The sequence below is a fragment of the Sorangium sp. So ce1335 genome, from assembly GCF_051521615.1.
In the GTDB taxonomy this organism is placed as follows: Bacteria; Myxococcota_A; Polyangia; order Polyangiales; family Polyangiaceae; genus Sorangium.
The window spans coordinates 5,907,250-5,926,260 of the sequence record NZ_CP150363.1 but is presented as its reverse complement, the minus strand read 5'-3'; the positions used below and the strand labels follow the sequence as shown (position 1 = coordinate 5,926,260).

Sequence of the window (19,011 nt, the reverse complement as noted above, 5' to 3'; positions counted from 1 at the left end):
GCGCGGACGCGAACGGCGCGGACAGCGCGCGTAGGGCTTGCATTGCCCGTCGACGGCGGGTAGCTTCCGCGCCGCATCGCCGGTCCCCATCGTCTAGCCCGGCCCAGGACTCAGCCCTTTCAAGGCTGCTACGCGGGTTCGAATCCCGCTGGGGACGCAAATTGTCCGTGATTTCAAGTGCTTGACGTCGCGTTGAGCGCGGGCCAGCGGCGCATGTAGTGCCGCACGAAGGGCGGCAACGCTACTGGGCCTCCGGGGCTCCGAGCGCTCCTTCTCCGGAGTCAGGACCGAGCAGCTCCACCTCACGCCAGAGCGCGTCGAGATCGAGCGAGAGTCCCTCCAGGCCGGGAATACTGCCGACGATCCCGTCGGCCGCCGAGCGCGCGTGTACGTAGCGGCGGTCGGCTCCGAGCTCGAGGAGCTCAAGCGTCCTTTCCTGCGGGTCGATGATCCAATACCAGCGCACCCCGAAAGACGCGTACTCGTGGAGCTTCTCGACACGGTCGCGGCGCGCGTCCCGCGGGGTAGGAGAGACCACCTCGACCATGATGTCCGGCGGAGCGTTGATCGTCCCGCGCCGAGGTGGCTTGCGGCTCTGAGGCATGTACGCAGAGGCGTCGGGCTTCCGGCCAGAGACAGCGCTCACCGCGTACTTCGCTTCGGAGCCCAGCACGAGCCCGCCCTGCGGGATGAGCCAGCCCCCGAGTACCCTGATCACCCAGGCCACGATCACTTCGTGAACGGCGTCCGGCACCTCTTCCGCCACGAGCCGCCCGTCGACGAGCTCGCCCGGTTCATCTTCAGGCAGACGGGTCCAGTCCTCGAACGTGACCCTCCGTTCGACCGTGATCCCGGTGAGTGCGCTCTGGCTGATCACCCCGCCACGGTAGCACAGCGTTGCGCGCGCCGCCGTGTCGGCCTCGGAACTCGGCGCCGCCGACGTCGAGCTCGGGGGAGCTCGGCACCCCAGTCCCCAGCGTTGGCACCCCCTCGGGCCCGTCTGCTGGAGGGAAGCGGATGGGCGAGGGGGCCTGTCCTGAAGGCCTATCGGTTCCTTGGCCGCCAAAGGGACTGGGCATACAACCGACCTGTAGGACCTCGTTGCTGGGTTCGTCCACGGCGCCCGGGGTGCTACCAGCACCCACGGGCGGCACATGGCTTGTCCGGCGAGTTTAGGTGGCCAGCACGAGGACGGCATTCGATATCCAAGCTCGGACACGGTCGAGTCGCGCCGTCGGGGTTTCTGACAACGAGACGGTCGTCTCGTTGTCAAGCATGGTGCCCAGGGGCGTCATCGTCGGTGCGTGGTCGTTTGACGCAAGAATACGGCATTGTCGAAGTAGCGGGATTCGCAAAAAGCAAGTGCGAGGAGTGCTCTTGTCTCAGCGCATCGTTGAAGTTGAGCCTCCCTCCAACGGCGTCGATCGTGTCGGCTCCACAGCGCGATCCTACCCGACCAGCCGCGTGGGTGCAGCACACCGCGCATCACCTTCGCCATCTTCGCCCACCACGCGCGGGGGGCGAATGCAGACCGCCTGGCAACGCAGAGACCTGGCAAGGGAAGCCGGGCGATGGCCATCGCCGGGAGGGCCCGGCGGCTCCGCAACTCACGCTCGCTCGGAGGCGCCGAGCGCTGACGGCCGTCCACGAGCGCGCGCTCCGCCTGATCGCCCGTCGGCGCCGTCGACAGGCGGGCAAAGCTCGCTCGTCCGCGCTCAGCACACCGTTTGCCACGTAGGGCCTGCACCCGCACCGAGGAGCCACCCACCCTGATGCACGGCCTCACAGAGCGGCAGGTTCTGCTCTCGCTCGTCGCCCTCGCGCTCATCCTCCTGACCGCGCGCGCCTTCGGCGAGCTCGCGCGGCGGCTGCGCCAACCGGAGGTGCTCGGGGAGCTCTTCGGGGGCGTCGTGCTGGGCCCATCCGCCGTCGGCGCGCTCGCGCCTGGGCTTCACCGAGCCCTCTTTCAGGATCAGGCGGTCAGCCTCGTGCTCTCGGGCATCTCCTGGATAGGCGCGCTCCTCCTGCTGCTCATGGCGGGCATCGAGGTCGACGTGAGCATCCTGCGCAAGGAGGCGCGCCCCGGGGCGCTCTCGGCGCTCGGCGCGATCGCTCCCTCGCTCGCGGCGGGAGCTGCCTTCTCGGTGCTGGCGCTCGAACAGCCCCTCACGAGCGGCATCTTCCTCGGGATCGTGCTCTCGGTGACGGCGGTCAGCGTGATCGCGAAGGTGCTGATCGAGCGCGAGTCGATGCGCCGCAGCTATGCGCAGGTGACGCTCGCGGCGGGGGTGGTCAGCGAGGTCGCCGCCTGGGTGCTCGTCGCGATGACATCGTCGAGCTATGGCGCGTCGCCGGCGCTGGCGATAGCCCGGAGCGCGCTCCTGGCGGGCGGATTCTTCCTGTTCATGGTGCTCGTCGGGCGGCGCTTCACCTACGCTGCCATGCGCTGGGTGGCCGACGCGACGCGTATCTCCAAGGGACAGGTGTCGCTCGTCCTCGTCCTCACGCTCCTGGCCGCGGCGCTCACGCAGCGCCTCGGCCTGCACCCGCTGCTCGGCGCGTTCGCGTTCGGCGTGCTGCTCAACAACGCTCCTCGCACCCACCGCCCTCTCCTCGACGGCGTGCTGACGCTCGTGGCGGGCCTCTTCGCGCCTGTGTTCTTCGTCCTGGCGGGCATGCGCGTCGACGTGTCGCAGCTGCGCACGCCGGCGGCATGGGGGATGGTCGCGTTGCTGCTGCTGATCGCGACGGCGGTGAAGGTCGCCCCCGCCGCGCTCGGCGCGCGGCTCGGCGGGCTCAGGAGCGGCGAGGCGGCGCTCGTGGCGGTGGGGCTGAACATGAAGGGCGGCACGGACCTCATCGTCGCGATCGTCGGCGTCGAGCTCGGGCTCCTCTCCAAGGACAGCTACACGATGTACGCCGTCGTCGCGCTCGTCACGGTGACCCTCTCCCCCGCGCTCCTCCGCTGGATCGAGAAAAAGACGCCCCTGTCCCCCGAGGAGTCGAGTCGCCTCGAGCGCGAGGAGGCCGCGCGACGCGCGTACATCCCCGGCGTCGAGCGGATCCTCGTCCCGATCGTGGCGCACGCCCTGCCCGGGTTCGCCGCGAACGTCATCGAGAGCCTGGTCGCCGCCAAGCGAAAGCTCGACGAGACGGTCGACATCACGGAGCTCGCCGTGGGGCAGCAGGCGCCCGGCCCGTCGCCGGCCGCGGGCGAGGCGAGCCGGGGGCTCGCGAGGCTCGGCGCGCGCGCCCGCGTCGGCATCTGGCGGCAGAAGCGCGAGCTGCGCGGCTCGATCCAGGCAATCCTGCGCGCCGCGCGGGATCACGATCTCCTCGTGATCGGCGCGCGGCCGCCGTCGCGCGCGCGCGGCCTGTCATTCGGTCGCCTGCAGGACGCGATCATCCAGCGGGCGGAGTGCAACGTGCTCGTCGTGGCGGGCGACCCTCCGGCGGGGGAGCGCCCCCTCGCGCGGCGGATCCTCGTCCCGCTCATCGGTCTCGAGTACTCCCTCGCCGCGGCCGATCTCGCGGCCCACGTCGCGCTGTCGTGGGACGCCGAGCTCGTGCTGTTCAGCAGCACGCAGACCGAGCTGGGCGCGGTCGTCTGGCGCGATCGTGATCCGTCGCGGGCGCGCGAGGCGGCGCGCAGCGTCGTCGACGAGGCGGTCTTCCGGGGGCGCCGGCTCGGCGTGCGCGTCTCGCCGCGTGTGCAGGTGGGCGCGCACCCGAGCGACGAGATAGCGCGGGAGCTCGCGCGCGCTCCGTACGATCTGCTCGTGCTCGGATGCTACGATCACGGGCCTCTCGGTCAGCTCTACCTCGGGAGCACGGTCGAGTCCGTCGTCGTCCGGAGCCGTGTGCCGGTAGCGCTGCTCGTGGCGCACGGGGGGACTCGAGACCAGATGAGGTGAGGCTCCGAGGGCAGCATGCATGGGGGCCAGTGAAGAGAGGATGTGAGCCTGGAGCGCGCGGCGCTCGGTGAGTTGCGGGAGACGCGGGACATCGCTCCCTCGCCCCGCGCCCGGACGAGCGGCGCGAGCCACTTCTCGACGGCCGCGCGGGCGTTACGCTTCCTTCATGAGGCTCGGCGCACGGCTCACCACGCACGCATTCTCCGCCGGCGCCGCCGGCATCAGCTTCATTGTCCAGCCGCTCCCGGGCTCGGACCAGCTGTTCGTCATCCCGATCCAGTACCTGCTCGCGGCGTCGCTCGCGAAGGAGCGAGGCGCGCCCCTCTCGAAGGCGGCGTGGTCCCAGATCCACCAGATCATCTGGGGCGGCGGCGCCCTTCGCCTCATGCTCGGCTTGACCCTGGGGCTGATCCCGCTGGCCGGCGCGGTCACGAACGCGCTCACGGCGTTCATCACGGCCGAGTACCTCGGGCACTACGTGGATAGAGCCCTCGACAATCCGGACAAGCCGCCTGATGCCCTGTCGATCCAGGATATCATGGACGCCATCACCTCCCTCTTCACCACGCGAGCGCGGTAGGCAAACGGCACCTGGGTCGAGCACCCTGCGGCTCCCGGAGCTGAAGGGCGAGCTCCCCGGGAGCGACGCGGCGTCACCACCAGATTCGCCGGCGTTCGCGGCGGGCGCGTATCGCCGCCGCCGCCACGGCCCCCACGGCGATCACGGCGGCCGCAGCGATCGTGACACGCCGGGCCGTGTGCCCTGCCTCGCCCCGGATGCCGCCCGACCTCGCCCTGGCCGCGACGAGCTCGCGCGCGCGCCGCTCCTCGCTGTGCTCGATCTGCCCTGCCGGCCCCGCGGGCGTCGCGGAACCTGCGCCGGCGCTGACGTGCCCTCGTTCGCTGAGGGGACGGGCGACGCTCTCCGTATCGAACTGGATTGCGCTGGATGGATCCATGATTCCCGTGTTTGCAATCGCTGTTCCCCCGCCGGTGCGCCGGCGCGCTCGCCGGCACCTCTGCGCGAGCACGGCAGTCCGGCGAGCGTGAGCGGGAGGCCGAGCATCAAGGCGCGACCGGGGGGCCGCCTGGCCGAGCTGACGTGGGTCCCGTCGCATCCAGCCGGGCCTCCAAAATGACACGACGTGTGTCCCGCCGTTTACAGTCTCCCCTCCCGAGTGACACTACGTGTGTCCCGCCGTTTACAGTTTCCCCTCCGGAATGACACTATGTGACCCCAGGCGCACTCGCTCGGCCGTCCCGGCGCGCGCTTGCGCCTCCGATCGCAGCCACCTCTCAGCGCACCTTCGAGCGCTGTGCGCATCCCGAGGGATGCCTCACCGGCGACGCACCCCGTCCGCTACGCGCCACGCGCCACGCGCCACGCACCCCGTCCGCCACGCGCCACGCGCCCCGTCCGCCACGCGCCACGCGTCACGCGCCTTGCCGGCGCTCGCCGCCGCGCGCCCGCGCGACCCCCCGGAGCAGCCCGATCGCCGCGAGCGCCGCCGCGGCCACGCCCGCCGCCGGGAGCCACCGGGCGCGCCGCGCGCGCCGCCGCCCGGCCGCGAGCCGCCGGCCCGCCGCCCAGAGGAGCGCCGCGCCGGCCGGCGCCGCGGCGAGCGCCGCCGCCTGCGACCGCGGCATCACGTACACGTCCTCGGGCCCGGGCAGGTAGGCGCGCTCGGGGTAGTCGCCCGCTGGCCCCTCGGGGCCGTGCAGGGTCGCCATGCGCACGACCTCCGCGAGGTGCAGCGCCCTCCGGTCGGTCGTCTGCTGGATCTGCTCGCGGCAGCTGAAGCCGTCGGCCACGATCAGCGCGTCCCTCGGCGCCGACCGGACCGCGGGCAGCAGCACGCGCTCGCCGCACTGGATCGAGACCTCGTACTTGTCGCCCTCCTCGAAGCCGAAGGCGCCCGCCATGCCGCAGCAGCCCGAGTCGAGGAGCTCGGCGTCGAGGCCCATGCCGAGGAGCACGTCGCGCTCGCCGTCCATCCCCAGGATCGCCTTGTGGTGGCAGTGGCCGTGCACCACGGCCCGCCGGTCGAGCCGCGGCAGATCGCGCCCGCGCGGGCCGACCAACGGCCGGCCGGGATCGCCGTCCGGCGCCCCCTTCATGAAGTCGCCGAACATGTGCGTCAGCTCCCGGAGCCTCGAGGCAACCGGGTCGTCGGGGAAGAGCCCGTGCAGCTCGTCGCGGAAGACCGAGACGCAGCTCGGCTCCAGGCCGACCACCGGCACGCCGCGCTCGATCGGGTCGCGCAGCGCGCTCATCACCTCGCGCAGCGTGCGCCTGGCCTCCTTCAGGAAGCCGAAATCGTAGAGCGGCCGCCCGCAGCACAGCTCCTGCTCCGGGACGATCACCTCGTAGCCCGCCCACTCGAGCACCTCGGTCGCGGCGATCGCCGTGTCCGGGAAGAAGTGGTCGTTGAACGTGTCCGGCCAGAGCAGCACCTGCGGCGCGCCGGCGTTGCGCCGCGGCCGGCCCTGGAACCACTGCCGGAACGACGTCCGCGCGAACGGCGGGATGCTCCGCGCCGGCGCGATGCCGGCGATCTTCTTCGCGATCGCGGCGAGCGCCGGCGTCTGCGTCACGAGGTTCGCGAGCCCGGGCACGCGCTGCCCGAGGCGCGCCCACCAGTGGATGAGCCCCATCGAATACGCGGCGCGCGGCCTGAGCCGCCCCGCGTAGTGGTGCGACAGGAACTCCGCCTTGTAGGTGGCCATGTCGACCTGGACCGGACACTCGCCCTTGCACCCCTTGCAGGCGAGGCACAGGTCGAGCGACTCGCGCACGTCGTCGTCGCGGAAGCCCCGGAGCTCGCTCCCCTTCAGCATCTCGAAGAGCAGGCGCGCGCGGCCGCGCGTCGCGTGCTCCTCTTCGTGCGTCACCCTGTAGCTCGGGCACATCGTGCCGCCGTCGTGGCGCCGGCACCTGCCCACGCCCACGCAGCGCAGCGCCGCGCGCGTGAAGTCGCCGTCGTCCTCGGGGAAGCGGAAGTGCGTCTCCACGGCGGCGGAGCTGAAGCCGGCGCCGAGGCGGAGGTTCTCGTCGACGCGGTACGGGTCGACGACCTTGCCGGGGTTCATCCGCCACGCCGGGTCCCAGGCGGCCTTGAAGCGGCGGAACGCCTCGATGAGCTCCTCGCCGTACATCTTCGGCAGGTACTGCGCGCGCGCCTGGCCGTCGCCGTGCTCGCCGGAGAACGAGCCGCCGTGGCGGACCACGAGGTCCGTCGCCTCGTCGAGGAACCGCTTCCAGTTGCGGATGCCCTCGGCCGTCACCACGTCGAAGTCGACGCGGCAGTGCACGCAGGCCTGCCCGAAGTGGCCGTAGAGCGCGGGCTGGTAGCCGTGGCGGTCGAAGAGCGCGCGCAGGTCGCGCAGGTAGGCGCCCAGGTTCTCCGGGTGTACGGCCGAGTCCTCCCAGCCGGGCCACGTGTCGGGCTCGCCAGGGACGCGCGAGGTCGCGCCGAGCCCGGATCTGCGCACGTCCCAGAGCGCGCGCTCCTGCTCGGGGTCGTCGTACAGCCTCATCGACGGCGGGTTCGGCCCGCGCGCGAGGGCGTCCATGGCGGCGCGCGCCCGCGCGTCGGACTCCTCCGGCGTGTCGCCCCCGAACTCGACGAGGAGGAAGCCGCGGCCCTCCGGGAGGTAGCGCAGGTACCGCTCGTGCAGCCCCTTCTTGTGCATGTCCTCGATGAGCCGGTGGTCGATCCCCTCGAGCGCGATCGGCCCGGAGCGCAGCACCTCCGGCACGTGGTCGCCCGCGGAGAACACGTCCGGGTAGCCGAGCACGAGCAGCGACCGCGCCCTCGGCCAGTCGACGAGGCGCAGGGTGGCCTCGAGCACGGTGACGCACGTGCCCTCGGTGCCGACGAGGGCCCGCGCCACGTGGAAGCCGTTCTCCGGCAGCAGCTCGTCGAGGTTGTAGCCCGACACGCGGCGCGGGATGCGCGGGTAACGGGCGCGGATGAGGTCCGCGTACCGGTCGCGGATGGCGCGCAGCGCGGCGTAGATCTGCCCGCGCCGGCCGCCCTCGCGGACGATGGCGTCGAGCTCCTCCTCGCTCGTCGGCCCCACGCGCAGCCGCAGGCCGTCGTAGGTCAGCACCTCGAGCTCGTGCACGTTGTCGACGGTGCGCCCGCCGAGCACCGAGTGCACCCCGCAGGAGTTGTTGCCGATCATCCCGCCGAGCGTGCAGTACTCGTGGGTCGACGGGTCCGGCGCGAACGTCAGGTCGAGCTCGTTCGCGGCGCCGCGCAGGGTGTCGAGCACCGTGCCCGGCAGGACCCGGGCGCGCTTGCTCGCGCGGTCGAGCTCCAGCACGCCGCGCATGTACTTCGAGAAATCGAGCACGACCGCCACGTTGCACGTCTGCCCGGCGAGGCTCGTGCCGCCCCCGCGCGCGAGGATGGGCGCGCCGTGGCGGCGGCACGCGGCCACGGCGGCGATCACGTCGTCCTTGTGGCGCGGCACGACCACGCCGATGGGGAGCTGCCGGTAGTTCGACGCGTCGGTCGCGTAGAGCGCCCGGTCGCCCGCGGTGAAGCGGACCTCGCCCTCGATGGCGCGCGAGAGATCGGCGGCGAGCGCCTCCACCTCGGGGCCGGCCGCGGGCGCGAGCCGGACGCGCCGCTCGCCGGGCAGGCGGATGACGCCGCGATCGAGCTCGCGCTGCACGGGCTCCGAGGGCCTGTCCTCCGCCGCCGCTCTCTGCCTCTCCTGGTCGACGTGCTGCATGGTTCCCCCTCACACCGCGAAGCGCTCGGCGGCCGCGCGCCGGAGCTCGATCCCCATCCCCGGGCGCGAGAGGTCCGGGGCGACCAGCGTCGTCTCGCGCCACTCGAGCGTGCCGTCCGACTCCGGCCGGTCGGTCGGGATGACGTACGCGCCGACCTCGATCCGCTCGACCGGGGCCGCCGCGCGCTGCCTCGGATCGGCCATCGTCAACCCCGGTGCGGGATCCAGCTCTCGATCATGTCCCGGTACGCCTGGCGGATGATGCCGCGCGCGCCCGGGTCGCCCCGCAGCAGCGCCGACGTGAGCATCCTGGCCTGCTTCATTGTGATGTGCGGCGGCAGCGGCGGGACCTCCGGGTCGGTGACCGCCTCGACCACCACCGGCCTGTCGACCCGGAAGGCCTCGTCCCAGGTGCGCGCCACCTGGTCCGGGCGGTCGATCCGCACGCCCGCGAGCCCGAGCGCCTCGGCGTAGGCCGCGTACGGGAAGTCCGGCAGCGTCTGGGACGCCTCGAGCTTGGGATCGCCGCTCATCGCGCGGAGCTCCCAGGTGACCTGGTTGAGGTCGCGGTTGTTGAGCACCAGCACGACGAGGCGCGGGTCCTTCCACTCGCGCCAGTACTTGGCCACGGTGACGAGCACGTTGATGCCGTTCATCTGCATCGCGCCGTCGCCGACCATCGCGACGACCGGGCGGTCGGGGAAGGCGAACTTCGCCGCGACCGCGTACGGCATCGCCGGCCCCATGGTCGCCAGCGTCCCGGAGAGCGAGGCCATCATGCCCTCGCGGATCTTGATGTCGCGCGCGTACCAGTTCGCCGACGAGCCGGAGTCGGCGGTCAGGATGCACCGGTCGGGCAGCCGCGGCGACAGCTCCCAGTAGACCCGCTGCGGGTTGAGCGGATGGGCGTCGTTCATCGCCCGCGCCTCGAGGACCTTCCACCAGTCGGCGACGCTCTCCTCGATCCGGCGCCGCCACGAGCGATCGGCCTTGAGCTTGAGGTAGGGGATGAGCGCCCGCAGCGTCTCGGCGCTGTCGCCGATCAGGTTCAGCTCCATCGGGTACCGCAGGCCGAGCATCCGGCCGTCGATGTCGATCTGGACGCCGCGCGCCTGGCCCTCTTCCGGCAGGAACTCCGGGTAGGGGAAGTTCGAGCCGACCATGAAGAGCGTGTCGCAGTTGGCCATCATCTCCCAGCTCGGCTTGGTGCCGAGCAGCCCTATCGCGCCGGTGACCCAGGGCAGATCGTCGGGGAGCGCCGCCTTGCCGAGCAGGGCCTTGGCCACGCCGCAGCCGAGGAGCTCGGCGACGCGCACGACCTCCGGCGCGGCGCCGAGCGCGCCCTGGCCGATGAGCATGGCGACCCGCTTGCCGGCGTTGAGCACGTCGGCCGCGCGCCGCAGGTCCTCCTCCTTCGGCACCACGCGCGGCGAGGCGTAGCCGAGGCCGGTGTGCACGGTGCCGTGCTTGTGCGGGGGCTCCTCGACGGCATCCATCTCCTGGACGTCCTTGGGGACGATGACGCACGTGACCGTGCGCTCCGCCCGCGCGATGCGCATGGCGCGGTCGATGAGGTGCCGGATCTGCGCGGGCGAGGACGCCATCTGCACGTACTCGTGCGCGACGTCCTTGAAGAGCGATACGAGATCGACCTCCTGCTGGTAGTGCCCGCCGAGCGCGGCGCGGTCCTGCTGGCCGACGATGGCCACGACCGGCTGGTGGTCCAGCTTCGCGTCGTACAGCCCGTTCAGCAGGTGGATCGCGCCGGGCCCCGAGGTCGCCAGGCACACGCCGATCTCGCCGGTGAACTTCGCGTGGGCGCACGCCATGAACGCGCCCATCTCCTCGTGCCGCACCTGGATGAACCGGAGGTCCGGGACGCGGTGGAACGCGCCCACGATGCCGTTGATGCCGTCGCCCGGATAGGCGTAGACGCGCCGGACGCCCCACGCGACGAGGCGCCTCAGCAGGAACTCGCCGACGGTCTGGGCCATGAGCCTCCCCCCGCGAGCTCGGAACGTGAGCCCGCCCCGGCGCCGGCGTGCGACATCCGTGCCGCCTCACCGCGACGCGCGCTGCGTGCCGCGGCTGCACGTGCGAGCGGCCGCTGCGCGCTCGGGCGCAGGCCGCGCGGTCCCCGGCTCAGCGCCCGCGCCGAAGGCGGCTGACCAGCACGAAGAACAGCGGCGCGAAGAAGATGCTGAACACCGTCGCGGTGAGCATGCCGCCGAACACCCCCGTCCCGATGGCGTGCTGCGTGGCCGAGCCCGCGTTCCTCGCGAACACGAGGGGCATCACGCCCAGGATGAAGGCCAGCGACGTCATCAGGATCGGCCGGAACCGCAGCCGCGCGGCCTCGATCGCCGCCTCCCGCACGCTCTTGCCCTGCTCGTGCAGGCTCTTCGCGAACTCGATGATCAGGATCGCGTTCTTCGCCGACAGCCCCATGATGGTGATCAGCCCGACCTTGAAGAACACGTCGTTCGGCAGCCCGCGCGCCGTCATGGCCAGCACCGCGCCCACCACGCCGAGCGGCACGACGAGGATCACCGAGAGCGGGATGGCGAAGCTCTCGTAGAGCGCCGCCAGCACGAGGAACACGACGACCAGCGACAGCGCGAGCAGCGCCGGCGCCTCGGCCCCCGACAGCCGCTCCTGGAACGACTGGCCTATCCACTCCACCCCGAACCCGGGCGGCAGCTGCGCGGCCAGGCGCTCCATCTCGGCCATCGCCTCGCCGCTGCTCCGCCCCGGCGCCGGGGCGCCGCTGATCCCCGTGGCCGGGAACCCGTTGAAGCGCGCGAGCTGGAGCGGGCCGCGCTCCCACGCCGCCGTCGCGAACGCGGAGAGCGGCACCATCTGACCGGCGTCGTTGGGCACCGACAGCCGCAGCACGTCCTCGATCTGCATCCGGCTCGCCGCGTTCGCCTGCACGATCACCTGCTGCAGCCGCCCCTGGTTGGGGAAATCGTTCACGTAGGTCGGGCTCAGCGCCGTCGACAGCACCGCGGCCGCCCGCTCGAAGCTCACGCCGAGCGCGCTCGCCTTCTGGCGGTCGATCCGCAGCCGGATCTGCGCGGCGTCGGGCTGCGCCTCGGCGCGCACCTGCGCGAGGACGGGGCTCCCCGCGGCGAGCTCGATCAGCCGCTGCTGCGCCGCCACGAGCGCCTCGTTGCCGCGCCCGCCCCGGTCCTGCAGCTTCAGGCTGAAGCCCGAGGTGCTGCTGAGCTCCATGATCGGCGGCGGAACGAGGCTGTACACGATGCCGTCGCGGATCTGGCCGAGCTTCTCGTTCGCCAGCGCGGCCTCCGACTGGGCGGTCGCGCCGTCCGGGCGCTCGCTCCAGTCCTTCATCGTCAGGAAGATCATCGCCACGTTCTGCCCCGACCCCGAGAAGCCGAAGCCCGGGAAGGACGCCACGCCGCCGATCGCCGGGCGGCCGAGGTAGTGCGCCTCCACCTGCTCGACGACCCGCAGCGTCCGGTGCTGCGTCGCCTCGGGCGGGAGCTGCACGTCCACGATGACGAGCCCCTGATCCTCCTCCGGCAAGAAGGCGGTCGGCAGCCGGACATAGAGCAGGCCGAGCGTCGTGACGAGGATCGCGAACCCGAGGAGCATCCGCGCGCGCCTGTCGAGCGAGCCCGCGACCCACCGCCGGTACCCGGAGGTGAGCCGCTCGAAGCCGGCGTTGAACCACCCGAGCGCGCCGCCGCGCCTCGCGTGGCCGGCGGGGACGGGCCTGAGCAACACGACGCACAGCGCCGGCGTCAGCGTGAGCGCCAGGAACGCCGAGAACAGGATCGAGACGGCCATCGACATCGAGAACTGCCGGTAGATCGCGCCCACCGAGCCCGACGCGAACGCCATGGGCACGAACACCGCCGAGAGCACGAGCGTGATGCCGACGACGGCGCCCGAGATCTCCTCCATCGCCTTCCGCGTCGCGTCGCGCGGCGACAGCCCCTCCTCGGCCATCAGCCGCTCGACGTTCTCGACGACGACGATCGCGTCGTCGACGATGATGCCGATCGCGAGCACCATCCCGAACAGGCTCAGCATGTTGATCGACGCGCCGGCGAGGAGCATCACCGCGCACGTGCCGAGCAGCGCGAGCGGCACGACGATCGCCGGGATGAGCGTGTAGCGGATGTTCTGCAGGAACAGGAACATCACGACGAACACGAGCACCATGGCCTCGATCAGGGTCTCGATCACCTTCTGGACCGAGATCCGGACGAAGGGCGCCGTGTCGTAGGGCACGCTGTAGGTCACGTTGGGCGGCAGGCCCCGCGAGAGCTCCTCCATGCGGGCGCGCACGAGGTCCGAGGTCTTCATCGCGTTCGCGCCGTTCGCGAGCTGGATGCCGATCGCGGCGTCGGGCTTGCCGTTGCTCCGCGACGACGACGCCACGTTCTGCGCGCCGATCTCGATCGTCGCCACGTCGCGGAGGAGCACGCGCGACCCGTCGGGCCTCGCCCGGAGGACGATCGCCCCGAAATCCTCCGGCGTCGTGAGCTGCCCCTCGGCGATGAGCGTGGCGCTGATCTGCTGCGTCGGCGGGCTCGGGAGGTCGCCGATGCGGCCCGACGCGAACTGGACGTTCTGCGCGGCGATCGCGGCCGACACGTCGGCGGGCGAGAGCGAGAGCGCCGCGAGCTTCGTCGGATCGACCCAGATCCGCATCGCGCGCTCGCTGGTCCAGAGCTGCACGCGCCCGACGCCCGGGACCCGCTTGATCTCGTCGATGATGGAGCGGGCGAGGATGTCGCCGAGCGCCGTGGGGCTCAGGCTGCCGTCGCGCGACGACAGGCTGACGATCATCAGGAAGCTCGACGTCGAGGCCTCGACGAAGAGGCCGTATTGCCGCACGGCCGCCGGCAGGCGGGGCTCGACCGCCTTGAGCCGGTTCTGGACGTCGATCTGGGCGAGATCGGGGTCGGTGCCGGGCAGGAAGGTCGCGGTGATCTGGGCCGTCCCGGAGGTGTCGCTCGACGACTGGAAGTAGAGGAGGCGCTTGGCGCTGCTCAGCTCGCGCTCGATCAGGCTGACGACGCTCTGGTCGAGCGTCTGCGGGGTCGCGCCAGGGTAGCTCGCATAGATGGTGACGGTCGGCGGCGCGACCGACGGGTACTGCGTCACCGGGAGCCGCGGCAGCGCGATCGCCCCGAGGAGCGCGATGAACATCGCGATGACCACCGCGAAGATGGGCCTGTCGATGAAGAAGCGCGACATGCTGGCCTCGATCTGCTCCGTGGCTGTCAGCGCGCCGCCGACGACGCGGGCGCGGCGGCCGAGGACGCGGGCACGACGCCCGGCTTCGCGGGCACGGGCGTGGCGGCCGAGGCCGCGGGCACGGGCGTGGCGGCCGAGGCCGCGGGCACGGGCGTGAAGGGGACCGCGCGGACCTCGGCGCCCGGGGCGACCTTCTGGTGGCCCTCGACGACGACCTTGTCGCCCGCGCTGAGCCCGGAGGTCACGATGTAGCGGTCGCGATCGACGCCGCCCGTCTGGATCTGGCGCACGGCCGCCTTGCCGTCGGGCTGGACGACGAGGACCGTCGCGCCGCCGCCGCCATCGCGCCCGACCGCTTGCTGAGGCACCGTGAGGGCCGCCTGGTCCACGCGCCTCGCGAGCTTCACGCGCACGAACATGCCGGGCAAGAGCAGGCGGCTCGGGTTCGGGAAGCGCGCGCGCAGCGTCACCTCGCCGGTGCCGGGATCGACGCTGATGTCGGAGAAGAGCAGCTCGCCCTTCTCGGGGTACTCGACCCCGTCGTCGAGCACGAGGAGCGCGGCGTGCTCGCCCGCCTCGCCCCTCTGCGTGCCCTCCAGCGCGGCGCGGCGCAGGCGCGTGAGCTGCGAGGCGGGCTGCTTGATGTCGACGTAGACCGCGTCGATCTGCTGGATGACGGCGAGCGGCGTCGCCTCGGCCTGGCCGACGAGCGCGCCCTCGGTGACGAGCGCGCCGCCGATCCTGCCGCTGATCGGGGCCGTCACCGTCGCGTAGCCGAGGTTCAGGCGGGCCAGCGACAGCGCCGAGCGCGCCTGGGCGATCTCGGCCTGGGCCATGGCCTGCGCCGCCATCGCGTCGTCGTAGGCCTCGCGGCTGACCAGCCCCTCTTTCACGAGCGCCGTGGCGCGCTTCGCGCGCGCCTCGGCCTGGCCGAGGTTGGCCTGCCCCTTGACGAGGGCGGCGAGCGCGCTGTCGACGGCCGCCTTCAAGGGCGCGGGGTCGATCACGAAGAGCGTCTGCCCCTCTTTGACCTCGCTCCCCTCGGTGAAGCTGCGCTTCAGGACGACGCCCGCGACGCGCGCGCGCACCTCCGCCAGGCGGAGGGGGGCGACGCGGCCGGGGAGCTCGTCGCGGAGCGTGACGGGCTCCACCTTGACCTCGATGACGCTGACCTCCGGCGGGGGCGGCGGCGGCGCTTCCGGCGCTGCGCGGCACGCGACGACGAGGAGGGCGGCTGGGAGGATCCCGCCGAGCTTACGTGGGTCGGTCATACGTCCGTGCAGCCTGGCTCGAGGGAGGTCCACGGAAGCGGTCGCCCCGTGGTTTCGCCTTGGCGTAGTGCAATCGAGGGGGGCTTTCAACCTCCGGGACCGCCCGAGCGGGCACCGAGACAGGCCTGGAGTTCCGTTCACGCAGGGTCGGCCGCGGCGGTCGCGGGCGCGACGACCGCCTCGTCTCCTGCGCGCGCTCACCTCGCGCCTCGCGCGCGAGCGGGGTCAGCGGACAGCGACAGGAGCGGTCATCTGTAGAACGCGACATCGTCGATCCAGAAGTCGAACGCCTGGGCCGGACCGAAGCTGAACTGGATGATCTTGATCCTGTCCTGCGCGAGCGCCTCGAAGAGGCCATATCCGCTCTGGGCGAGACACTCGACAGGAATCTTGTAGTGCTTCCAGTCGGGCGTCAGGGTGACGCTCTTCTGGAAATGGTCGTAACAGGGCACCTGCCCCTCCTCGTCACCGCAGATCCCGCCGCCCTTGTTCGTCTGCTGATCGACGAACGCCACGACCATCTTCTTGGACGACTCGTCCTCGGCGCGGGCCCAGAAGGTGACGCCACGGTACCCGGTGGCGTCGTAGTAGTCGGTGCTGAGCTCGAAGCCGATGACGGCTCCCCAGTCGGCAAAGAGAGCGTTGCCGCTCGTGTGCACGGCTCTCTGGCTGTCGCCGCGCACAGGCATCGTCGCCACGACGAGACCGGCCTTGTCGGGGGGCTCTTGCGCTCCGCCCTCGGATTCGTCGTTGAACATGAACCAGGCACCCTGCCGAGGGTTCGCGTCGTCACCCTCCAGGATGGCGATGTTTCCATCCTCCAGGTCGTCGATCATCGACAGCTCCAGCGGCTCCCCGGGCAATACCTCCAGGAGGGTACAGTCGGGCTGATGGCCGCTGCCGCGATCGCCCCCGCTGCCGACGTCCGCCGCCGTCGTGGCCTTCTCTCGCACGGGCGCTTCGATCCCGAGGATGGCGTTGCATCCGGGCCACACCGCGGCTGCGCAGAGCGCGCCGGCGCCCGCCGCGACAGGCATGCGCGCCACGGCGCCGCCGCCCGCCCTGCGCCGTCGCATCAGAAGCCCCCTCGCAGGGCGATCCCGCGCGGCCCCAGGGCGATGTGCGCGCCCGGGCCCTCCGGCCTCGGCGCCGTCAGGAACAGCGCGACGCCGCCGGCGAGCACGGCGCCTCCCGCGATGAGCAGCACCGTGCTCACGTCGCCTGCCGTGACGGCCTGCCGGCGCGCCGCATACCCGACCTCATCGCAGATGTTCCCATCGTGGCAATGGCCGCCCGCATTGCTCTCGTTCAGCTTGATCGCCGCGCGAACCCCGAAGAACACTCCGACGCCGGCCCCGACCAGCCCCGCTCCGCCGACCACGAGGCCCGCTGCGCGCTGGGCGCCTCCCGCCGCGGAGCGCGGCGTTCTCGATGCGCTCGCAGGCGGGTCGCGCCGGTCGGGCTCCAGGGCGGGGATCGCCACGGACACCGCCTCGCCGTCCGCCGTCACGACGGTGGACCGCCTCCAGGTCGCGCGGTTCCTCGCCTTGGCCACGATCTCGTGCTCTCCCGTGTCCACCGGCAACGCCGCGTCCCACTGCGCCCGGCCGAGCGGCACGCCGTCGCGGGTGATCGCGAGCCCTGGATAGGCCCGCACCGCCTCCGGGACATGGACCGTCAGCGTCGCGAGCCTGGGCTTGAGCGCCGCGGCCCACGCCCCCGCGCGCGCCGAGCGCTCCGCCTGCCCGGCCTTGGCCGCCAGGGCCTCGACGATCGTGTACTGCGCCCAGGCGCTCGCGAGCTTTCCCCACGCCTCGTAGCACTGGCCCAGCGTCAGCTTGGCGCCCAGCCCTTCTGGCACGAGGCGCGCGACCTCCTCCAGCTTGCCGCACGCGCTCGCGAAGCGCCCGGCATCCATCTCCGCGGTGGCCTGATCGTAGAGCGCCTGGGCGGTCACCGCCGCGTGCCTGTCGACCTTCTGGGCCAGCGCCGGGCCGGGCACGATCAGCGCCGCGGCGAGCGCGATGGGGGCGAGCACCCGCGCGCTTCGATCCGCCGAGAACATCGATGCTCTGCTCCTCACGTTCCTCCCGTGGGTCCGGCCTGGGCTGCCGCGCTGTCGCGCGCTCAGTAGATTCCCTCGTACTTCCTGGGCGGCACCGCCGGCGCCGCTGTCGTGGCGGCGGCCGCGCCCGCCGCCGTCGGGGTGGGCCCCGGCGCCGAGCGCAGGCGGCGGCGCACGGGCGCCGTCCGCCGCGGCGGCGCGCTGGACAGGCTCGCCGGCTCGGCCCGCGGGCTCGCCGGCTCGGCCCGCGGGCTCGCCGGCTCGGCCCGCGGGCTCGCCGGCTCGGCCGGTGGGCTCGCCGGCTCGGCCGGCGTCGAGGGCGCGGAGGCGCTCGGAGGCGGCGCCGGCGCCGTGGCGTGGTCGACGGCGTCGGGCGCCGCGGTGTCCCGCGTGGCCGGGGCACGAACCGCGCCTCCCCGGGCCGGCGGCACGACCGGAACGGGGATCGCCTGCGCCGCGATCGCCGATGCTGCCGGAGCGGACCGCTGCTGCTGCGACCAGACCAGCCAGCCGATCCCGATGGCGAGCACGGCCAGCGCGGCGCCCGCCAGCGACGCCCTCCGGGGGAACCTGCGCCCTTTGCTCCAGGCCCAGTCGCTCGTGCGCGCGGCCGGCGCTGTGCGGTCGATGGATGACGAGAGGGTCTGCGCCAGCTCGTGGCCCAGGCCGGGGGCCGGCGCTACCGCCGTGGGCTGCGACGGGCGCGCGGGGGGCGGGGCCAGCGCGGCGGGCGCGTCCGCCCGCACCGACAACGCGACCGGGGGCGATCGAACGGCCGCAGGCGCCGCGCGATCCGGCCCGTCGACCGACGTGAGCACGCGCAGCGCGGCGGCGAGGTCCTCGACGGCCTGAAACCGGTGCTCCGGCCGCTTCTGCAGGCACAGCGCGACCACCGTATCCAGCTCCTCGGGGAGCCCCGGTCGCTGCCGGCTCGGCAGGATCGGCTCCTCCTGCAGCACCAGCGCCACCACCTCCGTCAGCGTCTCTGCGGAGAAGGGCATCATTCCCGTCACCAGCTGGTGAAGGACCACGCCCATCGACCAGACGTCGCTCCGCGTGTCCACGTGCCTGGCGCGCCTCATCTGCTCCGGCGCCATGTAAAAAGGGGAGCCGAGCAGGACGAGGGTGTTTGTCAGATCGGTTGCGTCGGGCTTGATCCGCTTGGAGATGCCGAAGTCGAGCACCTTGACGAAGGGCGCCCCGTTCGGCCGGCGCGTGAGGAACAGGTTGGCGGGCTTGAGATCGCGGTGCACGAGCCCCTGGGCGTGCGCCTCGGCCAGCGCGTCGCAGACCTGCAGGACGTAATCCACCGCCTCGCGGACGGGCAGCGGCCCGCGGTCGAGGACGATCTGCTGCAGATCGCTCCCGACGAGGTGCTCCATCACCATGTAGGGGGCGCCGCTCTCGAGCCTGCCGACGTCGTGGACGCGGACGATGTGCTCGCCCTTCAGCTGTACCGCGGCGCGCGCCTCGCGCAGGAACAGCTCCGTGGCCTGGGCATCGGCGAGCGCCCGGGGCAAGAGGAGCTTGATGGCGAAGAGCTCACCGAGCTCACGGTGGCGCGCCGCCACGACCATCCCCATCCCGCCGCGGCCGAGCACGCGCTCCACCGTGTACTTGCCGAGCAGGACATCTCCGACATGTACCGGCGTTTCGAGCTCCTTCACGGCGTCTCGCCCCAGGCTGATGAGCACAGCGCCGCCACCGTCAGGAGGACGCAGCGATCAAGAGCAATGGTAACCGCTGTCTCGGAGCTCCGTCAACACCAGTGCTCCTTCGTTCACAC

Annotated in this window: 12 protein-coding genes and 1 tRNA gene; 3 read left to right on the top strand and 10 right to left on the bottom strand. The window is 72.4% G+C overall.

Annotated elements, in window-relative coordinates:
• Positions 1-82 precede the first annotated feature (82 nt).
• Positions 83-157 (top strand) — tRNA-Glu (locus WMF24_RS21880).
• Positions 158-241: 84 nt separating this feature from the next.
• Here WMF24_RS21880 and WMF24_RS21875 read toward each other — a convergent pair.
• Positions 242-877: a Uma2 family endonuclease gene (locus WMF24_RS21875; protein WP_437738371.1), complete on the bottom strand. Its 636-nt coding sequence runs from the start codon at positions 875-877 to the stop codon at positions 242-244.
• Between the two features lie 895 nt (positions 878-1,772).
• Between WMF24_RS21875 and WMF24_RS21870 the strand changes: the two genes are divergently transcribed.
• Both WMF24_RS21870 and WMF24_RS21865 read left to right on the top strand, forming a co-directional pair.
• The gene (locus tag WMF24_RS21870; RefSeq protein WP_437738370.1) at positions 1,773-3,914 is read left to right on the top strand and encodes a cation:proton antiporter domain-containing protein; all 2,142 of its coding nucleotides are present in this window, start codon (positions 1,773-1,775) and stop codon (positions 3,912-3,914) included.
• A 166-nt stretch (positions 3,915-4,080) separates the two neighbouring features.
• A complete protein-coding gene (locus WMF24_RS21865; RefSeq protein ID WP_437738369.1) occupies positions 4,081-4,494 on the top strand; it encodes a hypothetical protein in 414 nt (137 codons plus the stop codon).
• A gap of 73 nt (positions 4,495-4,567) precedes the next feature.
• Here WMF24_RS21865 and WMF24_RS21860 read toward each other — a convergent pair whose 3' ends face one another.
• From WMF24_RS21860 to WMF24_RS21820, 9 genes are all read right to left on the bottom strand, one after another.
• Positions 4,568-4,873 carry a hypothetical protein gene (locus tag WMF24_RS21860; protein ID WP_437738368.1) on the bottom strand — a complete coding sequence of 102 codons (306 nt, stop codon included), beginning with the start codon at positions 4,871-4,873 and terminating at the stop codon, positions 4,568-4,570.
• A 475-nt stretch (positions 4,874-5,348) separates the two neighbouring features.
• Positions 5,349-8,657 (bottom strand): FAD-binding and (Fe-S)-binding domain-containing protein, encoded by a 3,309-nt coding sequence (locus tag WMF24_RS21855; protein WP_437738367.1) that lies wholly within the window; start codon positions 8,655-8,657, stop codon positions 5,349-5,351.
• A 9-nt stretch (positions 8,658-8,666) separates the two neighbouring features.
• Positions 8,667-8,861 (bottom strand): hypothetical protein, encoded by a 195-nt coding sequence (locus tag WMF24_RS21850; RefSeq protein WP_437738366.1) that lies wholly within the window; start codon positions 8,859-8,861, stop codon positions 8,667-8,669.
• A 2-nt stretch (positions 8,862-8,863) separates the two neighbouring features.
• The gene (locus tag WMF24_RS21845; RefSeq protein ID WP_437738365.1) at positions 8,864-10,651 is read right to left on the bottom strand and encodes a thiamine pyrophosphate-requiring protein; all 1,788 of its coding nucleotides are present in this window, start codon (positions 10,649-10,651) and stop codon (positions 8,864-8,866) included.
• Between the two features lie 148 nt (positions 10,652-10,799).
• Positions 10,800-13,889: a multidrug efflux RND transporter permease subunit gene (locus WMF24_RS21840; RefSeq protein ID WP_437738364.1), complete on the bottom strand. Its 3,090-nt coding sequence runs from the start codon at positions 13,887-13,889 to the stop codon at positions 10,800-10,802.
• A 26-nt stretch (positions 13,890-13,915) separates the two neighbouring features.
• The gene (locus WMF24_RS21835) at positions 13,916-15,160 is read right to left on the bottom strand and encodes an efflux RND transporter periplasmic adaptor subunit (protein WP_437738363.1); all 1,245 of its coding nucleotides are present in this window, start codon (positions 15,158-15,160) and stop codon (positions 13,916-13,918) included.
• A 248-nt stretch (positions 15,161-15,408) separates the two neighbouring features.
• Entirely contained in the window at positions 15,409-16,236 is an 828-nt protein-coding gene (locus tag WMF24_RS21830; RefSeq protein WP_437738362.1) for a hypothetical protein, read from the bottom strand.
• Positions 16,236-17,225, bottom strand: a complete 990-nt coding sequence (locus WMF24_RS21825; RefSeq protein ID WP_437738361.1) for a tetratricopeptide repeat protein — start codon at positions 17,223-17,225, stop codon at positions 16,236-16,238. The genes WMF24_RS21830 and WMF24_RS21825 overlap by 1 nt, the downstream gene beginning before the upstream one ends.
• Positions 17,226-17,287: 62 nt before the next feature.
• Positions 17,288-18,892 (bottom strand): serine/threonine-protein kinase, encoded by a 1,605-nt coding sequence (locus WMF24_RS21820; protein WP_437738360.1) that lies wholly within the window; start codon positions 18,890-18,892, stop codon positions 17,288-17,290.
• Positions 18,893-19,011 lie beyond the last annotated feature (119 nt).

Excerpts from the sequence above, each read along its gene's own strand:
- WMF24_RS21860 (WP_437738368.1), bottom strand. The coding sequence starts at position 4,873 with ATGGATCCATCCAGCGCAATCCAGTTCGATACGGAGAGCGTCGCCCGT.
- WMF24_RS21825 (WP_437738361.1), bottom strand. The coding sequence starts at position 17,225 with ATGTTCTCGGCGGATCGAAGCGCGCGGGTGCTCGCCCCCATCGCGCTC.
- WMF24_RS21845 (WP_437738365.1), bottom strand. The coding sequence starts at position 10,651 with ATGGCCCAGACCGTCGGCGAGTTCCTGCTGAGGCGCCTCGTCGCGTGG.
- WMF24_RS21870 (WP_437738370.1), top strand. The coding sequence starts at position 1,773 with ATGCACGGCCTCACAGAGCGGCAGGTTCTGCTCTCGCTCGTCGCCCTC.
- WMF24_RS21840 (WP_437738364.1), bottom strand. The coding sequence starts at position 13,889 with ATGTCGCGCTTCTTCATCGACAGGCCCATCTTCGCGGTGGTCATCGCG.
- WMF24_RS21830 (WP_437738362.1), bottom strand. The coding sequence starts at position 16,236 with ATGCGACGGCGCAGGGCGGGCGGCGGCGCCGTGGCGCGCATGCCTGTC.
- WMF24_RS21835 (WP_437738363.1), bottom strand. The coding sequence starts at position 15,160 with ATGACCGACCCACGTAAGCTCGGCGGGATCCTCCCAGCCGCCCTCCTC.
- WMF24_RS21850 (WP_437738366.1), bottom strand. The coding sequence starts at position 8,861 with ATGGCCGATCCGAGGCAGCGCGCGGCGGCCCCGGTCGAGCGGATCGAG.
- WMF24_RS21865 (WP_437738369.1), top strand. The coding sequence starts at position 4,081 with ATGAGGCTCGGCGCACGGCTCACCACGCACGCATTCTCCGCCGGCGCC.
- WMF24_RS21855 (WP_437738367.1), bottom strand. The coding sequence starts at position 8,657 with ATGCAGCACGTCGACCAGGAGAGGCAGAGAGCGGCGGCGGAGGACAGG.